Consider the following 14629-nt stretch of genomic DNA (forward strand, 5'->3'; position numbering starts at 1 on the left):
AATCTTTACACTCCCGTGCGCAGGGTATGCGACCATGAGCGAGACCGTCCTTCTCGTCGGCGGCGGCGGCCGCGAGCACGCGATTGCCCGCGCGCTGGCCCCCGACTGCGACCTGTACGCCTGCGCCAGCAACCGAAACCCCGGCATCGCCGCCCTCGCCGAGGGCTTCGAGACGATTTCGGAGACCGCCGCCGAGGACATCGTCGCCTACGCCGAGTCAGTCGGCGCGACGCTCGCAATCGTCGGCCCGGAGTCCGGCCTCGCGGCCGGCGTCTCCGACGCCCTCGACGACGCCGGCGTCTACACGTTCGGCCCGCAGGCGGCCGAGGCGCGCATCGAGACGGACAAGGCGTTCCAGCGGCAGTTCATGCGCGACGAGGCGATTCCGGGCAACCCCGACTTCGCCACCTTCGACGACATGGAGGCCGCCTGCGACTACATCGACGACTACGACGGCGACCTCGCGGTCAAGCCCGCGGGCCTCACCGGCGGCAAGGGCGTGAAGGTCATCGGCGACCAGGTGACGCCCGAGGAGGCGAAGGCGTACCTCCGCGACTCGGACTACGAGCGCGTCGTCCTCGAAGAGCGCCTCATCGGCGAGGAGTTCACGATTCAGGCGTTCGTCGCCAACGGCGAGTTCCGCGTCAGCCCCGCCGTGCAGGACCACAAGCGCGCCTACGAGGGCGACGAGGGACCGAACACCGGCGGCATGGGGAGCTACACCGACGTGTCCCCCTCCCTGCCGTTCATGGCCGACGGCGACTACGAGGCCGCCGTCGAGGTCATCGAGGCCGTCGTCGAGGCGCTGCCGGACTACAAGGGCATCCTCTACGGCCAGTTCATGCTCACGACCGAGGGTCCGAAGGTTATCGAGTTCAACGCCCGCTTCGGCGACCCCGAGGCGATGAACACGCTTCCGGTCCTCGAAACGCCCTTCATCGACGTGCTCACGGCCGCCCGCGAGGGCGAGTCCCTGCCCGAACTCGACTTCGCCGAGGCCGCCACGGTCTGTAAGTACGCCGTCCCCGAGGGCTACCCGACGGACCCCGAGGCCGGCGCGGAAATCACGGTCGAAGTGGACGAGGACGCCGGCGCGCTGCTGTTCTACGCGAACGTCGACGACCGCGAGGACGGTCTGTACACGACGACCTCCCGGTCGTTCGCCGTGGTCGGCGTCGCCGACAGCATCGCCGAGGCGGAGGAACTCGCGGAGGACGCGCTCGCCGACGCCGGCGAGGGCTTCCACATCCGCCACGACATCGGCACGGCGGCGCTCGTCCAGCGCCGCATCGACCACATGGACGAACTCCGCGGCGAATAAGCAGTACCCGACCCCGCGGCCCCGCGTTTCTATTTCTCTCGTCGCCCCCGCGCCGAGGGCGCTTTTACCCCCGCGGCCCAATCGACGGACGTGACCGACGACGATGCCGCACCGGCGGACGGCGACGCCCGCCGACACGACCGAATCCAGCACCACCCGACGCCCGGCCCGCGGAACTCGCTGCAGTACTGGACCGACGCCAAGCCCGTCTGGCGCGTGATGCTCAACTACGTGTTCGTCCTCGTGGCGCGCATCGCGCCGTCGCTCAAACTTCGAAACTGGGCGCTCAGACGCATCGGCGTCACCGTCGGGGCGGGCGTCTCGTGGGGGCTCGAAGCGACGCCCGACGTGTTCTGGCCGGAACTCGTCACCATCGAGGACGACGCCATCATCGGCTACGACTCGGTCATTCTCTGTCACGAGTTCCTGCAAGACGAGTACCGGACCGGTGAGGTCGTCGTCGGCGAGCGCGCCATGATTGGCGCGAAGGCCACCATCCTCCCGGGCGTCCGCATCGGCGAGGGGGCGCAGGTCGCGGCGAACTCGCTCGTCACGCGCGACGTGCCCGCGGGAGAGACGGTGGCCGGCGTGCCCGCGAGACCCATGTCCGGCGACGAGACTGACGGAGCGTAATCGGTCGTCGTCGCGGGCCGCGGGCCGCGTCAGTCGTCAGTCGTCGACCGTGGACTGTTCCTGCAGGCGGACGCAGAAGACCGCGCCGTCGCCGTCCTCTCGGTCTTCGACCCAGATGGTGCCGTTGTACGACGAGACGACGTTGTCGGCGAAAAAGAGGCTGATACCCGTGCCGTGGTGCAGTTGGTCGTACTCCTCGCGGCCGAAGATGAGGTCGCGGTGCTCCTCGGGGACGCCCGGTCCGTTGTCGGCGACGCGGACGATGACGAAGCCGCCGTCGCGGTCGGCCGAGACCTCGACGCGCGGCGTCTCCTTGTCGTTGTGCATGACCGCGTTTTCGAGCAGACACTCGATGGCCTCGCCGAGGAGGTCGTCGCCGATGACCTCGACCTCGGGGAACGACCCGAACTGGAACTCGGCGTCCGGGAACTCAATCATGGCGTCGACGATTTTGTTGTTCAACACCACGTCGAGGCGGACCGGGTGGTTGGAGACGTCGTGGGAGCGTTCGAGGTGCTCGCGGAGGTCGCGGGCGCGCTCGGACTTGTGGACGATTTCGAGGACCTTCTCCTGGACGAGGTCGAGTTCCTCCAGCGCCTGCTCGTCGTCGATTCGGCTGGCGACCTGCTGGGTGTAGCCGTAGACGACGTTGAGCTCGTTCCGGAGGTCGTGGCGGAGGAGGCGGTTGAGCACCTCCGAGGCGTTCTCGTAGCGGCGCTGTTTGGTCGTGTCGACGAAGAAGGCGAGAAAGCCCTCCACGTCGCCGTCGACGACCATCGGGCTGGCGAACCCCTGTCCGTAGACGACCTGCTGGTCTTTCCGCCGCGCCATGAACTCCCCGGACCACGTCTCGCCGGCGATCATCTGCTCGACGATTTCGTAGTATATCTCCTCGTCGGCGGCGATGAGTCCGACCGACTCGCCGACGATGTCGTCGTAGTCGTAGCCGAGGAACTCCAACCCGGCGTCGTTAATGTCACGAAAAGCGAAATTCGTATCCGCAATCAACATGGGGATATCCGCACTTCGGAAAGCCTCACGATACAGTTCCGGGTCGGGATCCTCCATGTTCGCTCTGAAGATACAATTCTACCACCAATACTTATTTTCGGCGGTCGTTTACCCATCGAAAAAGCATCAGATGAATTTCATTAACGACCTTCATTTATGTCCGCTTTATGGCCCCTTTATTACTCGTCTCTGAGGTCGAACAGCCGCTGGTAATAGTGTGCGACAATATCGATGGCGGAAGAAACATCCCGTTCGGGGCTCTCTCGGACCCACTCGTCGTGGCGGGTTACGCCGACGACGAAATACTGCGCGAGGTTGTCGACGGTCTCGTCGTCGGCTGAGGGGGCCATCCGCGAGACTTTGATGCGGTGAGCGCGGCGGGCGACGGTTTCCCACCCGTCGACTTCCTGTCCGTGGAGTCGCCAAAACCGGGTGTGGAGCGTCGCGTACTCCGGGTTTATGTCGAGTTCGGCACAGACGGTACCGAGGAGTTCTCGGACGTCCTGCCACCGCGGGTCGTCGTTGACGCCGGCCGACTCGGAGCGGTCGGGGACAGCGGAGACGAACGCCTCGGGAGGCACGTCGTGTTCGAAACAGGCGTCGAAGGCGTCTCGGTTCTCGATTTCGTCTTGGAGGAACAGCGCGCGCATGAACAGTTCGCCGGCGCGTTCGGCGCACTCGTTCGGAACGTCGGGAAACTCGGCGACGAACGCCTCAGACATATGATGTTCTGCCCGCTCCGCGGCGGTCAACGCGGCGTCGAAATCGCAGTTGAGGAGGTACGTCTCCCGCATGTCCTGAAAGTAAAACCCCCGAAGCAGCGTCTCTGCAACCTCGAACGCTCGGGTGGTGGGGGCAGAAATATCGAGGGTGGGGAGGTTCTCCGTCATCGTCTTCAGGGCGAGTCGATATGAGACAATCTTCGGACCACTTCTAAACTGTTATGGTAACAGTATGACAAAATTTCCGTAAACACCAGTCACCGAGAGGGTTTACTTATCGGACGCGACCGACGCCCTTGTCGAGGACGCGCGCGTTCGGGATGACGAACTCCGTATCGTCGGCTTCGACGTGTGTGACGAACATGTCGAACTCCTGAACGACGCCGCGGACCTCGCCGACGACGATTTCGTCGCCGATGCTGTACGGCTGGGTGAAAAGGAGGTACGTCCCCGCCGCCCCCGAGCGAAGGAGGTCGCGGAACGCGACGACGCCGAACACGATGAGTCCCAGCAGGTACGACGCGAGGAGGACGATGAGCGCGAGCGTGGCGACGCGGACCTGCGAGAGCGCGACGAGCGCGGCGAGAAAGAAGACCGTGTACTTGGCGAGCGCCGGCAGGACGCTCACCTGCGGGAGTTTGACCGCGCGGAGTCGCTCGGCGACGAGGAGTTCGACCTTGTCGCCGACGACGACCCCGATGATGAGGACCAGAATGGCGATGAACAGTTGCGGCAGGATGGCGATGACGAGCCCCCAGAACCGGTCGGCGTAGTTGACGCCGGCGAACGAGAGGGTGGCGAAGATGCTGATGCCGAGGACGAAATACCGCGTCAACCACGACAGGATTTCGACCGTCGAAGTGTCGAAATCGCGGGCGGTCCGCTCGAACGCGGTCCCCTCGATTGCCTCCGGGACGCCGACGCTGACGAGGAGACGATGGACGAGCGTCCCCGCGACGTACGCGAGCACCAACCCGAGAAGGAGGATGGCGAGTACGCCGAGAAACCGGATGCCGGCGAATCGGACGATGTCGCCGACGACGCCGCCGACCGTCTGGAGCGGGGCGAGGGACGTGGACGTGAATACGGATGCAGACGTGGCTGTGGACGCTGACGCGGGACCGAGTGACGAGTGGATGAGGGACGCCGAAGCGAACCCCGGCATCTCAGTACGCCTCCGGGTCGATTTCGAGAATCATCTTGCCGCCTTTGAACGCCCGGACGAGGCCGTCGGACTCCGAGAGGACGATGGCCGTGGCGTTGGTGTCGCGGGTGATGGCTCCGCCGGCCATGTGGCGCGCCCCCAGCCCCTTCGGGATGTCGACGCCCTCCGCCGAGGGTTCGAGGTAGCGGTACGCCGAGACGATTTTCCCCGAGTCGGAGATGACGAACGCGCCGTCGAGCCGCGAGAACTCCTTGAGCATCACGTTGACGATGGGGTCGCCGACGTAGACGTGGGACTTCTCGAAGGGGTTGTACGAGAGCGGCCGCGACTTGTTCATCACCTTCCCCGCGTCGCCGACGATGAACAGCGCGCCGACGGGTTCGCCCTTCTGTCCTTTCTTGCCCAGTTCGATGGCCACCTCGAACACGTCGCGGATGACGCCGGGGTCCGCCCGGGAGTTCGCAAAGAGGTCGTAGATGCCCGAGCGCATGTTCTCCTCGACGCGGACGCGGACGAGCGAGTCGGGGTCGCCGCCGAAGATTCCGACGTTGCAGGCGATGGTATCGCCGGCTTCGACGATGCTCTGTTCCATCGCGCCCTCGACGCCGAAGCGGATGCGGTCCTTGACGTTCTGGAACTGCAGCGGCAGTTCCACGAACGTCTCGGCTTCGACCGTGTTCTCCGGCGCGATGACCACCGTCGGAACGTCCGTCTCGGCGAACTGCTCGTAGTGGGAGTGGCTCGGCGTGAACAGAAAGAGCCCATCGACGTCCGCCACGAGGTCGCCCAATAATTCGGATAACGCCGCCATTGGTGGAGAGAGACACCGGGTGAGAAAAAGGGTTGTGTCGCGTCTGACGCGTGGCGTACGCGATTCGGCCGGTCGGAACCGGCGGTCGAGCGGGCCGAAAGCGACCGAGAGGCCGTTACTCGCCCAGAATCGGCGCTCTGAGCGCGGCGACCTCGTCGAGCACCGCGTCGGCGTCCTCCGGGGCGACGCCGTTTTCGTCGAGCGCGGCCGCGAGGTGCTCAGCGATGGCGTCGAAGTCCTCGCCCGAGAGGTCGAGGTGCTCGTGCGCCTCCCGCATGTCGGCCCCGTCGTACTCGACGGGCCCGCCCGCGACGGCGCTGATGAACTTGACCTGATGAGCGCGCTGTTCGACCATGTCGACGTCGTCGAAGTAGTGCGCGACCGAGTCGTCGGCGAGGACGCGGTCGTAGAAGTCCGAGACGACTGCTTCGACGGCGTCGCGGCCGCCGAGGCGAGCGTAGAGTGACTGCGCAGGCATTCGTCGGGAAGTTGAACGGCGCGGGCGTAAGGTTTCCTCCGAACGTATTCGGGGTGTTTAAGCGTGGGTCGGGGTCGAGATGGGAGTCAGAGTTGAGGCTCTATTTTGACTCCGTGCGGTTCGGAACTACCTGTTCGGCCGCTTACTGACTCAGCGGCTTTCCGTCCGCAAACGCAGCGAGGCCGAATTTATCCATATCTCCCTCTTCCATCTCGACTTCGACCCCTGCACCACGGATTGTTGCATCTTCCTCGAACCGCACATATACCCCGTCATCAAGCACGTCCATGACTTTGACACGGGCCATCTGTTGCTCTTCGGTATCTATCGGAATGAGCCAGCTTTCTCCAGTCTCTGGAGCATCTTTGGCGTCGTCAGCACCGGGGATGAATGAGTCAACCATTATACAACTTTGTGAAGTAGCTGGTGAATGTTAGATATTAGGGTGAAAGTCAGCACTACGCAGTTAGCCGCTACAGGCAAACGCGAAACACGGGGACAGGGTTCGAACCGCGGTCGCAACGCTCCGCGTTGCTCCCTGATTCGAACCCGTTCTGCTTGCATACACGTCTCTCACGGTGTTCGAGACGGTATGCGCGGGACAGGGTTCGAACCGGGCCGAGACTCGCGGTGCTCGTCTCGTAGGGTTCGAACCTGTCTGCTCCCTCGCTCACTTCGTTCGCTTAGTGCGCGGGACAGGGTTCGAACCTGCGAAGGTCTACACCACAGCGTCCTAAGCGCTGCGCCTTTGGCCACTTGGCTACCCGCGCGCAATCGGGCGACACGCGCCCTTCGACCGCACATTTCCCGCAACGACATATAAACGTCACGAGGCCCCGCCGCGGGGATTATGCTCCCCCGGCCGTAACGACGACCATGTACAGCGCCCGAGACCAGCGAGACAATCAGGAGTGGCTGGCCCGCATCGACGCCGCCGCCGACGGCCTCGAACTCGGTAGCGAGGCCCGCTCGTACGCCTCGGACATGTTTCTCACGCAGTTGCCCGACGAGGAGCGTTCGAAGCGGGCCGTCGCCGCCGCCAGCCTCTACGCCGGCGCGCTCATCGCCGGCGAGGAACGCTCGCAGACCGCCGTCGCCGAGTCGATGGACGTGTCGCGGCTCAGCATCCAACAGCGCTGGAAGGACCTCCTCCGGGAGGCAGGCTTTCGACCCCCGAGTTGGTAGGCGCTCACTCCGAGGAGCGCGCGGGAGCCATCCGACGAGTCAGGACCGCGTAGGTCACCGCGATGGCGAGGATGCCGGCGACGATACCGGCCGGAATACCGACGAACAGCGAGAAGAAAACCCACCGAGCGGCCATCTCGGTGACGGCGATGCCGACGAGCACCGCGGCGACGACGCCGACGGCGAAACTGGCGAACAACGGGTGTCGCATGGGCGGCGATACGACCGTGACCGTGAAAACTATTCGTCGCTCGGGGGCGTCCGGCCGCGGCCCTCGCGGTCGGGCGTGAGGTTGCCGTGGCGGTCTATCTCCCCGGAGACGATGCGCGTCGAGGAGATGCGCTTGCCGTCCTCGGCGGGGACGTGCTCGACGACCTCGATACGGAGGGGCTTGAGGCCTTTCTCTTCGCGAATCTCGTTGACGCGCTCGCCGCCGCCCCGCGTCTCGGGCGAGACGATGAGCACGTCGAAGCCCTCCTCGGTCGCGATACCGGTCGGTTTGTCGAGTTCCCGGACCTCGAACTCGCGGCCGTACTCCTCGGCGAGCGGCCGGAGTTCGGCTTCGAGGTCGGCCTTGCGGTCGTCGAAGGGCCGGACGTAGCGGTCGACGTGTCGCGTCTTCGGCGCGAGTTCGTCACTCGTGAGTCCGACCGTGACATCACCCAACTCGAACGCCCGCTCGAACAGCGCGAGGTGTCCATCGTGGACAGGGTCGAACGTCCCGCCCAGCGCGACGTGCATACTCTCGCGGTGGGTGCGGCGCGACTTAAGCGGGTCGGGTTAGCCTAACGGACCACGGCCCGAGGTGAGCGAGGAGCTACGAAGTCGGGTGAATCGCCGCAGAAGCCGGCAGACCGCGGGCTACTCCTCGCGGACCGTAATCGTGACCGGTTCGGTCTCGTCGCTGCGGTCGGTGCCGAGGTGCCGGTCGAGGTTGAACACGGCGTTCAACTGCGCCTGCACCTGGCCGGAGACGCCCTTCACGAGGTCGCTCGGCGCGATGGCGACGTACTCGTAGGGGTTGTTGCCCGCCCCGGAACTCTTCCGCTTGCGACGCTCGACCGTCTCGTCGTCGGCGAGTTCGGCCAGCGCCTCCCGCACCGTGCTGGGGTAGAGGCCGGTCCCCTCGGCGACTTCCTCGCTCGTCGAGTGAGGGTGCTGTCGGAGGTGGACGTAGATTCGCGCGCGCGTCTCGGTGTCGAGAATCCACGCGAGCAGGTCAACCAACCCGTCGTCGAACTCGGAGACGGCGCAGTCGGCCGCGCCGCCCGAGTGGTCTTCGTCCGTCGACTCCGCGCTCCCCTCTGTGCTCTGGTCCGCAGACATTTGTGCTACGGCAAAGGTCAAAACTGGGGCGCTAAAAAATGTTTCCTGTCGGTCGTCGGCGTGCGACTCAGTCCAGCGTCAAGTGTTCGCACAGGGCGTCGAGCCCGGATTCCTCGTGAATCCGTCGCTGGATGACGGTGCCGGATTCGGCGTCGAAAAGCGACCGGAGGCCGTCGACGCCGAGGCGCTCGGACTCGCTTTCGACGAACGATTCGAGGGTCACGACGCCCTCTGAGTCTGGGGCGATGAAGTCCGTGTCTCGCCCGTAGCGGGTGGCGCGCCACTTGTTCTCGTCGAGGAGTTCCCGGCGGACCGGCGTTCCCGACTCGCCGGACTCGTAGCGGTCGGCGAGGTCCAACACGAGCGCGTGGACGTACTCGACGAAGTCGGCGACGCGTTCGGGGTCGGTCTGAGCGTCGGGGGTGCGGATTTCGACCGTCCCGTGGCCGGTGTGGGGCCGTACGTCGTACCAGAGTTCGCCCCGGTCGTCTATCGAGCCGTACTCGACCATCCGGCGCTCGAAGCGCTGGAAGTCCTCGAAGTCGTCGAAGGCGGTCGGCATGCCGGTGTTCGGGAGGTTCTCGAACACCTTGGCGCGGGCGGAGGCGAGACCGGTGTCGAAGCCGTTCCAGAAGGGAGAGTTCGCGGAGAGCGCGAGCAGGGGCGCGAGATACCAGCGGAGTTCGTTGGCGACCCAGACGGCCTTGTCCGCGTCGTCGACGCCGACGTGGACGTGGAGGCCGGCGGTCGTGTTCCGGTGTTGCGGGTACTGAATCCGGTCGAGCTGCGCCTGATACCGGGGTTTGGTCGCGTGGTCGAGTTCGCGCCACTTGGCGGCGGGGTGGAGCCCGGCCGCGGCGATGCGGTAGCCGTGGTCCGCGGCGTGGTCGACGAGCGCCTCGCGGACCGTCTCGACGGCCGCGCCGGCCTCGTCGGGGTCCTCGATGAGCGGCGTCTGCGTCTCGATAGTGAATTTGAACAGCTCGTGGTCGAGCCGTCCGGCGAGCGGTTCGGGAGGTTCCGGTCCGTAGACTAAGTCGTCGATACCCGAGGTGGGGCGGCCGTCGGCATCGACGATGTAGAATTCCTCTTCGACGCCGAGCGTCCCCATTCGGTCGAAGGCATCCGCCGACCCTAGTTCCATCGCAACGGCGTAAGTTGCGCCGAATTAAAAACACCGTGGGAGCCGGCGAACGCGTCGCACGACCGCGGGCAAGCGAATCGGGCGATAGTGACGACCGAAAATCAGGTCTGTCCGAACAGTCGTCGGACGGAGCGATGACGGAACCGCCGGCGGCGGCCTACTTCGGCCGGGCGACGATACCGAGGTGGTCCGCGTGGAAGCGGTCGAGACGGGCGGTTTCGAGGAGTTCGTAGGCCGAGTCGAGTTCGGCGAGCACGTCGTCGAACACGTCGTCGGGCTCTGCGGTCACGTCCTCGCTCCGCGCCTTGACCGCCATCAGGAGTCGGCCGTCGTCGGCGAGGAACTGTCGGTTGCGGACGGCGACGGTCGCCTGCCCGCGGGTCGCCACGTCCATGACGAGGCAATCGATGCCGGATTCGACCACGTGCGCGTAGGATTCGGGGTCGCGCGCGTCCTTCAGGAGCGGAAAGAGATTGTCGCGGTCCTCGGCGACGCCGAGGAGGTCACGGACGGGGCGCGGCGCGAACTCCACGGCGTAGGTCGGCCCGGCGAAGTCGGCGACGTGCGAGACGGTCGTCCCCGAGGCGGCCCCGAGGTAGAGGACCGACTCGCCGCCGACGAGGCCGGTGTCCATGCCGAGTTCGAGCATCGCGCCGAGCTTCGAGCGCCCGGCGTCCCACGCGCGCCAGCCGTCGGAATCGACGGGTTCGCCGTAGACCTGCGCGCCCCGCGTCGAGAGGCGCTCGCGGCCGCCGAACGGCCGGCGTTCGACGCCTTCGGGAAGGTCAGCATCGGCGTCGGCGGCTGAACTGTCGTCGCTCATTCGTCGGCCTCCTCGTCGGCGCGGGCGCGAATCGTCTCCATCCGGTCGGCGAGTTCGGCGTGCAGGTCCGGCCGGTAGTCCCCCGAGTAGTGGTCCACGCGAGCGGCGATAGAGAGCTTCCCGGCGAGCGCGCGGGCGGCTGACCCGCGGTCTCCCGGACGCGTTCCGCGGACGTACTCGTGGGTGAAGATGACGCCGTGTTTGGGCGACGTGGCGCGGCCCTTCAGGTGCGCGAACAGGGCGTCTTCCGCCCCGAGCACTTGGACCGTTCCGCTCGGCTTCTTGGCGAGGCTTTCGAGGCCACCGGCCAGCGCGATGAGTCGCGCCGCGAGGACGGGCCCGGCCATCTCGGCGAGGTTCGGCGCGGTCGTGGGCGCGCGCTCCTCGATGAACGCCCGGAGGTCGTCGCGCTCGTCGAGCAGGTCCACCGCGCGGGTGGCGTAGGAGACGACGCGTTCTTCGGCGGCGGTCTTTGGGTCTCGTTCGGCGATGTCGCGGACGCCGTCGAGGCCGCGCGGGACCTCCTCGTAGAGCGTGCCGGCCCACTCGACGACCCGCTCGGCGAGTTCGTTCGCGGTCCGTTCGGCGTCGTCCATCGCGCGCACGGCGTGGGCGAGTTGCACGTCGTCGGCGCGCTCGCGCTCCGCGACGGCCTCGCTGGCGGCGGCGAGCGTCGCCGAGCGGAGTTTGGCGTAGTAGTCGGTCTCGTCGGCGGCGAACCCGGCGTCGACGGCCTCGGCCGGCCAGTCGGCGGGGGCGGGGGCGCGGCCCGTTCGGACTCGCGTCGCCCCGGATTCGGGGTCGTCGGGGTCCGCGCCGGCGAACCATGCGTCTGTCATACTGGCGGATTGCGCCCCGTTCGGGTAAAAGGACACGGACCCGCGGGCGCGATTCCGCGTTCTGTGGTAAGTTTTAACACACCATGTCTCGTACGAATGTTCGATGGAACGCGCTTCGTACGTCTGTCGTGAGTGTCAAACGACCGTGAGCGCCGCATCGTACCGTTCGACCTGCCCCGAGTGCAGCGGCGAACTGCGGCCCACGTCGGTAACGAGTCGCCGACGCGCCGGAGATTGAACGACGCGCGCGGGTCGTCCGACCCGAGCGCCGTCCGCTCGCTCGCAGTCACGACCGACGACCTCGTGACCGCCCTCGAGGCGAACCGCCGGGGTGACGACCCCGTCGTCCTCCGCGTCACCCCGCCCTTCTACGGGCGGATGCGAGCGCGAATTCACCGCACCGGCGGCGAGGCCTCGGACTATGCCGACCCCGAGCCGATACACCTCGACCCGCGGGTTTTCGTCGCCGACGACGCCCCCGCGTACCCCGAACCCGACGAGACGCGGCCGGAGCCCTACGAGGTCGAAGCGCACCACGAGCGCCACACGAAGGCAGTTCGGGCATGGCGCTCGGCGGTCCGCGACCACCTCCGCGACGCGGTGGCGCTCCCGACGGACGACGGCCCGCACGAGGTCGAAGTCAAGTACCTCGGTTGAGCGAACCACTTTTTCCCCGCGGGGCACACCGTAGCGACATGAGCACCGACGAGTACCGCCGCGGGACGGCGGTCGAGCGCGAGCGGCAGCAGAAACAGCGCCCGGCGCGCGGCCGCTACCGCGGGGTACTACCGGTCATCTACGCCATCGGCTTCGTCATGTTCACCGCCGTCTCGCTGTACATCGGGCCGGAGCCGGCGTTCGCGGTCTACCTCGTCACGCACGTCTTCTACGCGGGACTGATTCGCGCCGACATCAAGTCGCTCCGCGGGCAGGGCATCGACTGGGGCGCGTCGCGGCACCTCTGGTTCGGCGCGGCGTTCACGCTCCCGTTCGTCGCACCCGCCTACTACCTCTACAGCGGCCGCGTGATTCGCCGCGAAAACGAGTCGCGGAACCTCGACGACTGAGGGTAAAACGGTGGACTCCTCCGCGGGGCCGCGCCGGCGACGCGGAGTCGCCCGGCCACCGAACTTATGCCCGGCGAGGGGAAATTGCGGGGCAATGACCACCAGACGCGTAGTCGCGGTGCTCGCGCTCGCCGCGCTCGTGCTCACGAGCGGCTGTATCGGCTTTCTGACGGGCGAGGAGACGCTGACGTTCGAATCGGAGCCGGCCACGACGGACGCGACCGTCGCCGAGAACGCCGGCTACGAGACGAACGGGACCGAGACGTTCGCGGTGAACCGCACGCTCTCGTTCGGCGGACAGGAGCGCCAAATCGCCGCCAGCAACCACATCACGACGTACGAGAAGTCGCTGGACCTCGGCTTCTTCGGCGAGGCCAAACTCGGCTCGTTCAGCGTCATCTCGACGCCCGCGGTCGAGGTCGCGGGCCAGCCGCGGAACCCCATCGGTGACTACTCGAACGACGACCTCATCCGCCTCGTCGACAACCAGTACCAAGGTCTCAGCGACGTCCAGCGGGTCAGTTCCCGCAACGTCCAGATGCTCGGCGAGACGACCAACGTCACGAAGTACAGCGCCACCGCGCGGTTCGGTGGGGACGAAATCGACGTGTACGTCCACGTGACGAAGGTCCAGCACAACGAGGACTTCGTCATCGCAATCGGGCTGTACCCCCAACAGCTCGACGGCGAGGAGGAGAACGTCCTCGAACTGATTCGGTCGGTCGAACATCCGTCTGAAGCGTAAGCCGCTTCGGGGGAGCCTTTTTCTCGTCGCCGCGGGTCGGTGATTCCATGACTCGCGTGCGGACCGCAGGTATCGCGGTGACGGCGCTCGGCGTCGTCGGCTACGGCGTCGGGGTGCTCGTCGCCTATCCGGGGCGGGCGTTCTCCGTGACGGCCGTCATGGTCGGCATCACGCTCTGGGCCATCGGGGGTGACGTGCGGTGATTTCGGCGCTCGTCTACGGCGACGACGGCGTGTCGGCCTACGAGGAGACCGCGCTGGACGCGGCGCGCGACGCCGACGGGACCACGTGGGTTCGCGCGACCGCCGCGGAGGAGTTCGACCGCGTCGCCGAGGCGTTCGGCATCCACTCGCTTTCGGTCGAGGACGTGCGGAACGACGCCCGCCCGAAAGCCGAGGAGTACGACGAGTACACGTTCGTCGTCGTCCGGGTGGCGACGCTCCGCGCCGGCGAACAGGTGTTCGAGGAGGAGGTCCAGACCAGACCCGTGGGGCTCTGCTTCGGCGACGACTGGCTCGTGACGCTGACGCGTCGGGAGTTAGAGCCGATAAACTACGTCTGGAACGCCATCGAGCGGGAGGAGCCCCGGATGCTCCGGTTCGGACCGGACTTCGTGGCCTACCGCGTCATCGACCGCATCGTCGACGAGTACTTCGGGCTGTTGGACGAGGTCGGCGAGGAGATAGAACTCATCGAGGACAGCATCTTCGAGGGCCCCGAACCCGAGGTGCTCGAAGGGCTGAACGCGGTCCGGCGCGACCTGCTGTCGTTCCGAAAGACCGTGTGGCCGACGCGGGAGGCCGTCGGCGTGCTCGCCCGCGGCGACCCCGACTACGTCCGCGAGGCGACGGAGAAGTACTACCGCGACGTGTACGACCACCTCGTCGAGTTAGTCGACCTGACCGAGACGTACCGCGACCTCGCGCGCGGCGCGCGGGACATCTACCTCAACACCCTCTCGCAGTCGACGAACGAGGTGATGAAGACGCTCACCGTCGTGGCGACCATCATCCTCCCGCTCACGCTCGTCGTCGGCATCTACGGCATGAACTTCGACCCCGGCGCGTCGGCGTTCAACATGCCCGAACTCGGGTGGGCCTACGGCTACCCGGCGACGATGCTCGGGATGGCGCTCGTCTCCGTGGTCCTCCTCGTCTACTTCCGCCGAGAGAGCTGGCTCTGAGCGACGAAAGAGATATACTCCCCGATTGTTCACGCCGAGCGCTCGGTTCTCGTCGGCTCGATGACGACAAAGCGGCCACATCATGCGATTGACCCGCACGACTTCGGCGAAACGTTTATATACTTTTCGGACTTACTGATGGTAAGGCCAGTCCAAGCCGGATTATTCTTTCGTCT

At 66.3% G+C, this 14629-nt stretch carries 21 protein-coding genes and 1 tRNA gene; 9 read left to right on the forward strand and 13 right to left on the reverse strand.

Translation table 11 applies throughout. The features are described from left to right. The first annotated feature begins 34 nt into the window (after nucleotides 1–34). The gene (gene purD / locus AUR65_RS01755) at nucleotides 35–1321 is read left to right on the forward strand and encodes a phosphoribosylamine--glycine ligase (RefSeq protein WP_058567957.1); all 1287 of its coding nucleotides are present in this window, start codon (nucleotides 35–37) and stop codon (nucleotides 1319–1321) included. Nucleotides 1322–1411: 90 nt separating this feature from the next. Next, entirely contained in the window at nucleotides 1412–1954 is a 543-nt protein-coding gene (locus AUR65_RS01760; RefSeq protein WP_058567958.1) for an acyltransferase, read from the forward strand. Nucleotides 1955–1990: 36 nt separating this feature from the next. Here AUR65_RS01760 and AUR65_RS01765 read toward each other — a convergent pair whose 3' ends face one another. The 7 genes from AUR65_RS01765 to AUR65_RS01795 all read right to left on the reverse strand — a co-directional run bounded on the left by AUR65_RS01765 (nucleotide 1991) and on the right by AUR65_RS01795 (nucleotide 6911). After that, nucleotides 1991–3022, reverse strand: a complete 1032-nt coding sequence (locus AUR65_RS01765; protein WP_058567959.1) for a sensor histidine kinase — start codon at nucleotides 3020–3022, stop codon at nucleotides 1991–1993. A 122-nt stretch (nucleotides 3023–3144) separates the two neighbouring features. Continuing rightward, nucleotides 3145–3855, reverse strand: a complete 711-nt coding sequence (locus AUR65_RS01770) for a hypothetical protein (RefSeq protein ID WP_233194307.1) — start codon at nucleotides 3853–3855, stop codon at nucleotides 3145–3147. A 106-nt stretch (nucleotides 3856–3961) separates the two neighbouring features. After that, the gene (locus AUR65_RS01775; protein ID WP_058567960.1) at nucleotides 3962–4852 is read right to left on the reverse strand and encodes a mechanosensitive ion channel domain-containing protein; all 891 of its coding nucleotides are present in this window, start codon (nucleotides 4850–4852) and stop codon (nucleotides 3962–3964) included. Between the two features lies 1 nt (nucleotide 4853). After that, nucleotides 4854–5663: a diadenylate cyclase gene (gene dacZ / locus AUR65_RS01780; protein WP_058567961.1), complete on the reverse strand. Its 810-nt coding sequence runs from the start codon at nucleotides 5661–5663 to the stop codon at nucleotides 4854–4856. A 115-nt stretch (nucleotides 5664–5778) separates the two neighbouring features. Continuing rightward, the gene (locus AUR65_RS01785) at nucleotides 5779–6141 is read right to left on the reverse strand and encodes a group I truncated hemoglobin (RefSeq protein ID WP_058567962.1); all 363 of its coding nucleotides are present in this window, start codon (nucleotides 6139–6141) and stop codon (nucleotides 5779–5781) included. A 142-nt stretch (nucleotides 6142–6283) separates the two neighbouring features. Then, nucleotides 6284–6544 carry a hypothetical protein gene (locus tag AUR65_RS01790; protein ID WP_058567963.1) on the reverse strand — a complete coding sequence of 87 codons (261 nt, stop codon included), beginning with the start codon at nucleotides 6542–6544 and terminating at the stop codon, nucleotides 6284–6286. Nucleotides 6545–6828: 284 nt separating this feature from the next. Beyond that, nucleotides 6829–6911, reverse strand: a tRNA-Leu gene (locus AUR65_RS01795). A 106-nt stretch (nucleotides 6912–7017) separates the two neighbouring features. Here AUR65_RS01795 and AUR65_RS01800 point away from each other — a divergent pair. Further along, the gene (locus tag AUR65_RS01800) at nucleotides 7018–7326 is read left to right on the forward strand and encodes a cyclin family protein (RefSeq protein WP_058567964.1); all 309 of its coding nucleotides are present in this window, start codon (nucleotides 7018–7020) and stop codon (nucleotides 7324–7326) included. Between the two features lie 4 nt (nucleotides 7327–7330). Here AUR65_RS01800 and AUR65_RS01805 read toward each other — a convergent pair whose 3' ends face one another. From AUR65_RS01805 to AUR65_RS01830, 6 genes are all read right to left on the reverse strand, one after another. Then, the gene (locus AUR65_RS01805) at nucleotides 7331–7537 is read right to left on the reverse strand and encodes a hypothetical protein (RefSeq protein WP_058567965.1); all 207 of its coding nucleotides are present in this window, start codon (nucleotides 7535–7537) and stop codon (nucleotides 7331–7333) included. Between the two features lie 29 nt (nucleotides 7538–7566). Then, nucleotides 7567–8067 (reverse strand): phosphopantetheine adenylyltransferase, encoded by a 501-nt coding sequence (locus AUR65_RS01810; protein ID WP_058567966.1) that lies wholly within the window; start codon nucleotides 8065–8067, stop codon nucleotides 7567–7569. Between the two features lie 120 nt (nucleotides 8068–8187). Continuing rightward, a complete protein-coding gene (locus AUR65_RS01815) occupies nucleotides 8188–8652 on the reverse strand; it encodes a winged helix-turn-helix domain-containing protein (protein ID WP_058567967.1) in 465 nt (154 codons plus the stop codon). A 67-nt stretch (nucleotides 8653–8719) separates the two neighbouring features. Then, nucleotides 8720–9796 carry a glutamate--cysteine ligase gene (locus tag AUR65_RS01820; RefSeq protein WP_058567968.1) on the reverse strand — a complete coding sequence of 359 codons (1077 nt, stop codon included), beginning with the start codon at nucleotides 9794–9796 and terminating at the stop codon, nucleotides 8720–8722. A gap of 157 nt (nucleotides 9797–9953) precedes the next feature. Continuing rightward, a complete protein-coding gene (locus tag AUR65_RS01825) occupies nucleotides 9954–10619 on the reverse strand; it encodes a fibrillarin-like rRNA/tRNA 2'-O-methyltransferase (RefSeq protein ID WP_058567969.1) in 666 nt (221 codons plus the stop codon). Continuing rightward, entirely contained in the window at nucleotides 10616–11458 is an 843-nt protein-coding gene (locus tag AUR65_RS01830) for an NOP5/NOP56 family protein (RefSeq protein WP_058567970.1), read from the reverse strand. The genes AUR65_RS01825 and AUR65_RS01830 overlap by 4 nt, the downstream gene beginning before the upstream one ends. A gap of 103 nt (nucleotides 11459–11561) precedes the next feature. Here AUR65_RS01830 and AUR65_RS20535 point away from each other — a divergent pair, with 103 nt between their 5' ends. From AUR65_RS20535 to corA, 6 genes are all read left to right on the forward strand, one after another. Next, nucleotides 11562–11696 (forward strand): rubrerythrin-like domain-containing protein, encoded by a 135-nt coding sequence (locus AUR65_RS20535; protein ID WP_115804898.1) that lies wholly within the window; start codon nucleotides 11562–11564, stop codon nucleotides 11694–11696. Next, the gene (locus AUR65_RS01835; protein WP_058567971.1) at nucleotides 11693–12115 is read left to right on the forward strand and encodes a hypothetical protein; all 423 of its coding nucleotides are present in this window, start codon (nucleotides 11693–11695) and stop codon (nucleotides 12113–12115) included. The genes AUR65_RS20535 and AUR65_RS01835 overlap by 4 nt, the downstream gene beginning before the upstream one ends. A 38-nt stretch (nucleotides 12116–12153) precedes the next feature. Continuing rightward, on the forward strand, nucleotides 12154–12525 hold the full coding sequence (locus AUR65_RS01840; RefSeq protein WP_058567972.1) for a hypothetical protein: 372 nt from the start codon (nucleotides 12154–12156) through the stop codon (nucleotides 12523–12525). A gap of 118 nt (nucleotides 12526–12643) precedes the next feature. Continuing rightward, nucleotides 12644–13270 (forward strand): DUF6517 family protein, encoded by a 627-nt coding sequence (locus AUR65_RS01845; RefSeq protein ID WP_199180550.1) that lies wholly within the window; start codon nucleotides 12644–12646, stop codon nucleotides 13268–13270. Nucleotides 13271–13317: 47 nt separating this feature from the next. Next, nucleotides 13318–13473 carry a hypothetical protein gene (locus tag AUR65_RS19825; protein ID WP_199180549.1) on the forward strand — a complete coding sequence of 52 codons (156 nt, stop codon included), beginning with the start codon at nucleotides 13318–13320 and terminating at the stop codon, nucleotides 13471–13473. After that, nucleotides 13470–14453 (forward strand): magnesium/cobalt transporter CorA, encoded by a 984-nt coding sequence (gene corA, locus AUR65_RS01850; protein ID WP_058567974.1) that lies wholly within the window; start codon nucleotides 13470–13472, stop codon nucleotides 14451–14453. Before AUR65_RS19825 ends, corA begins: the two co-directional genes overlap by 4 nt. Nucleotides 14454–14629 lie beyond the last annotated feature (176 nt).

Origin of the sequence: Haloferax marisrubri, from assembly GCF_001469875.2 — an archaeon.
Taxonomy (GTDB): Archaea; Halobacteriota; Halobacteria; order Halobacteriales; family Haloferacaceae; genus Haloferax; species Haloferax marisrubri.

Bases quoted from the DNA above. Each gene is read 5' to 3' on its own strand.
- purD (WP_058567957.1), top strand. From the start codon at position 35: ATGAGCGAGACCGTCCTTCTCGTCGGCGGCGGCGGCCGCGAGCACGCG.
- dacZ (WP_058567961.1), bottom strand. From the start codon at position 5,663: ATGGCGGCGTTATCCGAATTATTGGGCGACCTCGTGGCGGACGTCGAT.
- AUR65_RS01800 (WP_058567964.1), top strand. From the start codon at position 7,018: ATGTACAGCGCCCGAGACCAGCGAGACAATCAGGAGTGGCTGGCCCGC.
- AUR65_RS01805 (WP_058567965.1), bottom strand. From the start codon at position 7,537: ATGCGACACCCGTTGTTCGCCAGTTTCGCCGTCGGCGTCGTCGCCGCG.
- AUR65_RS01825 (WP_058567969.1), bottom strand. From the start codon at position 10,619: ATGAGCGACGACAGTTCAGCCGCCGACGCCGATGCTGACCTTCCCGAA.
- AUR65_RS01790 (WP_058567963.1), bottom strand. From the start codon at position 6,544: ATGGTTGACTCATTCATCCCCGGTGCTGACGACGCCAAAGATGCTCCA.
- AUR65_RS01815 (WP_058567967.1), bottom strand. From the start codon at position 8,652: ATGTCTGCGGACCAGAGCACAGAGGGGAGCGCGGAGTCGACGGACGAA.
- AUR65_RS20535 (WP_115804898.1), top strand. From the start codon at position 11,562: ATGGAACGCGCTTCGTACGTCTGTCGTGAGTGTCAAACGACCGTGAGC.
- AUR65_RS01830 (WP_058567970.1), bottom strand. From the start codon at position 11,458: ATGACAGACGCATGGTTCGCCGGCGCGGACCCCGACGACCCCGAATCC.
- AUR65_RS01785 (WP_058567962.1), bottom strand. From the start codon at position 6,141: ATGCCTGCGCAGTCACTCTACGCTCGCCTCGGCGGCCGCGACGCCGTC.
- AUR65_RS01775 (WP_058567960.1), bottom strand. From the start codon at position 4,852: ATGCCGGGGTTCGCTTCGGCGTCCCTCATCCACTCGTCACTCGGTCCC.
- AUR65_RS01765 (WP_058567959.1), bottom strand. From the start codon at position 3,022: ATGGAGGATCCCGACCCGGAACTGTATCGTGAGGCTTTCCGAAGTGCG.
- AUR65_RS01810 (WP_058567966.1), bottom strand. From the start codon at position 8,067: ATGCACGTCGCGCTGGGCGGGACGTTCGACCCTGTCCACGATGGACAC.
- AUR65_RS01770 (WP_233194307.1), bottom strand. From the start codon at position 3,855: ATGACGGAGAACCTCCCCACCCTCGATATTTCTGCCCCCACCACCCGA.
- AUR65_RS01840 (WP_058567972.1), top strand. From the start codon at position 12,154: ATGAGCACCGACGAGTACCGCCGCGGGACGGCGGTCGAGCGCGAGCGG.
- AUR65_RS01820 (WP_058567968.1), bottom strand. From the start codon at position 9,796: ATGGAACTAGGGTCGGCGGATGCCTTCGACCGAATGGGGACGCTCGGC.
- AUR65_RS19825 (WP_199180549.1), top strand. From the start codon at position 13,318: ATGACTCGCGTGCGGACCGCAGGTATCGCGGTGACGGCGCTCGGCGTC.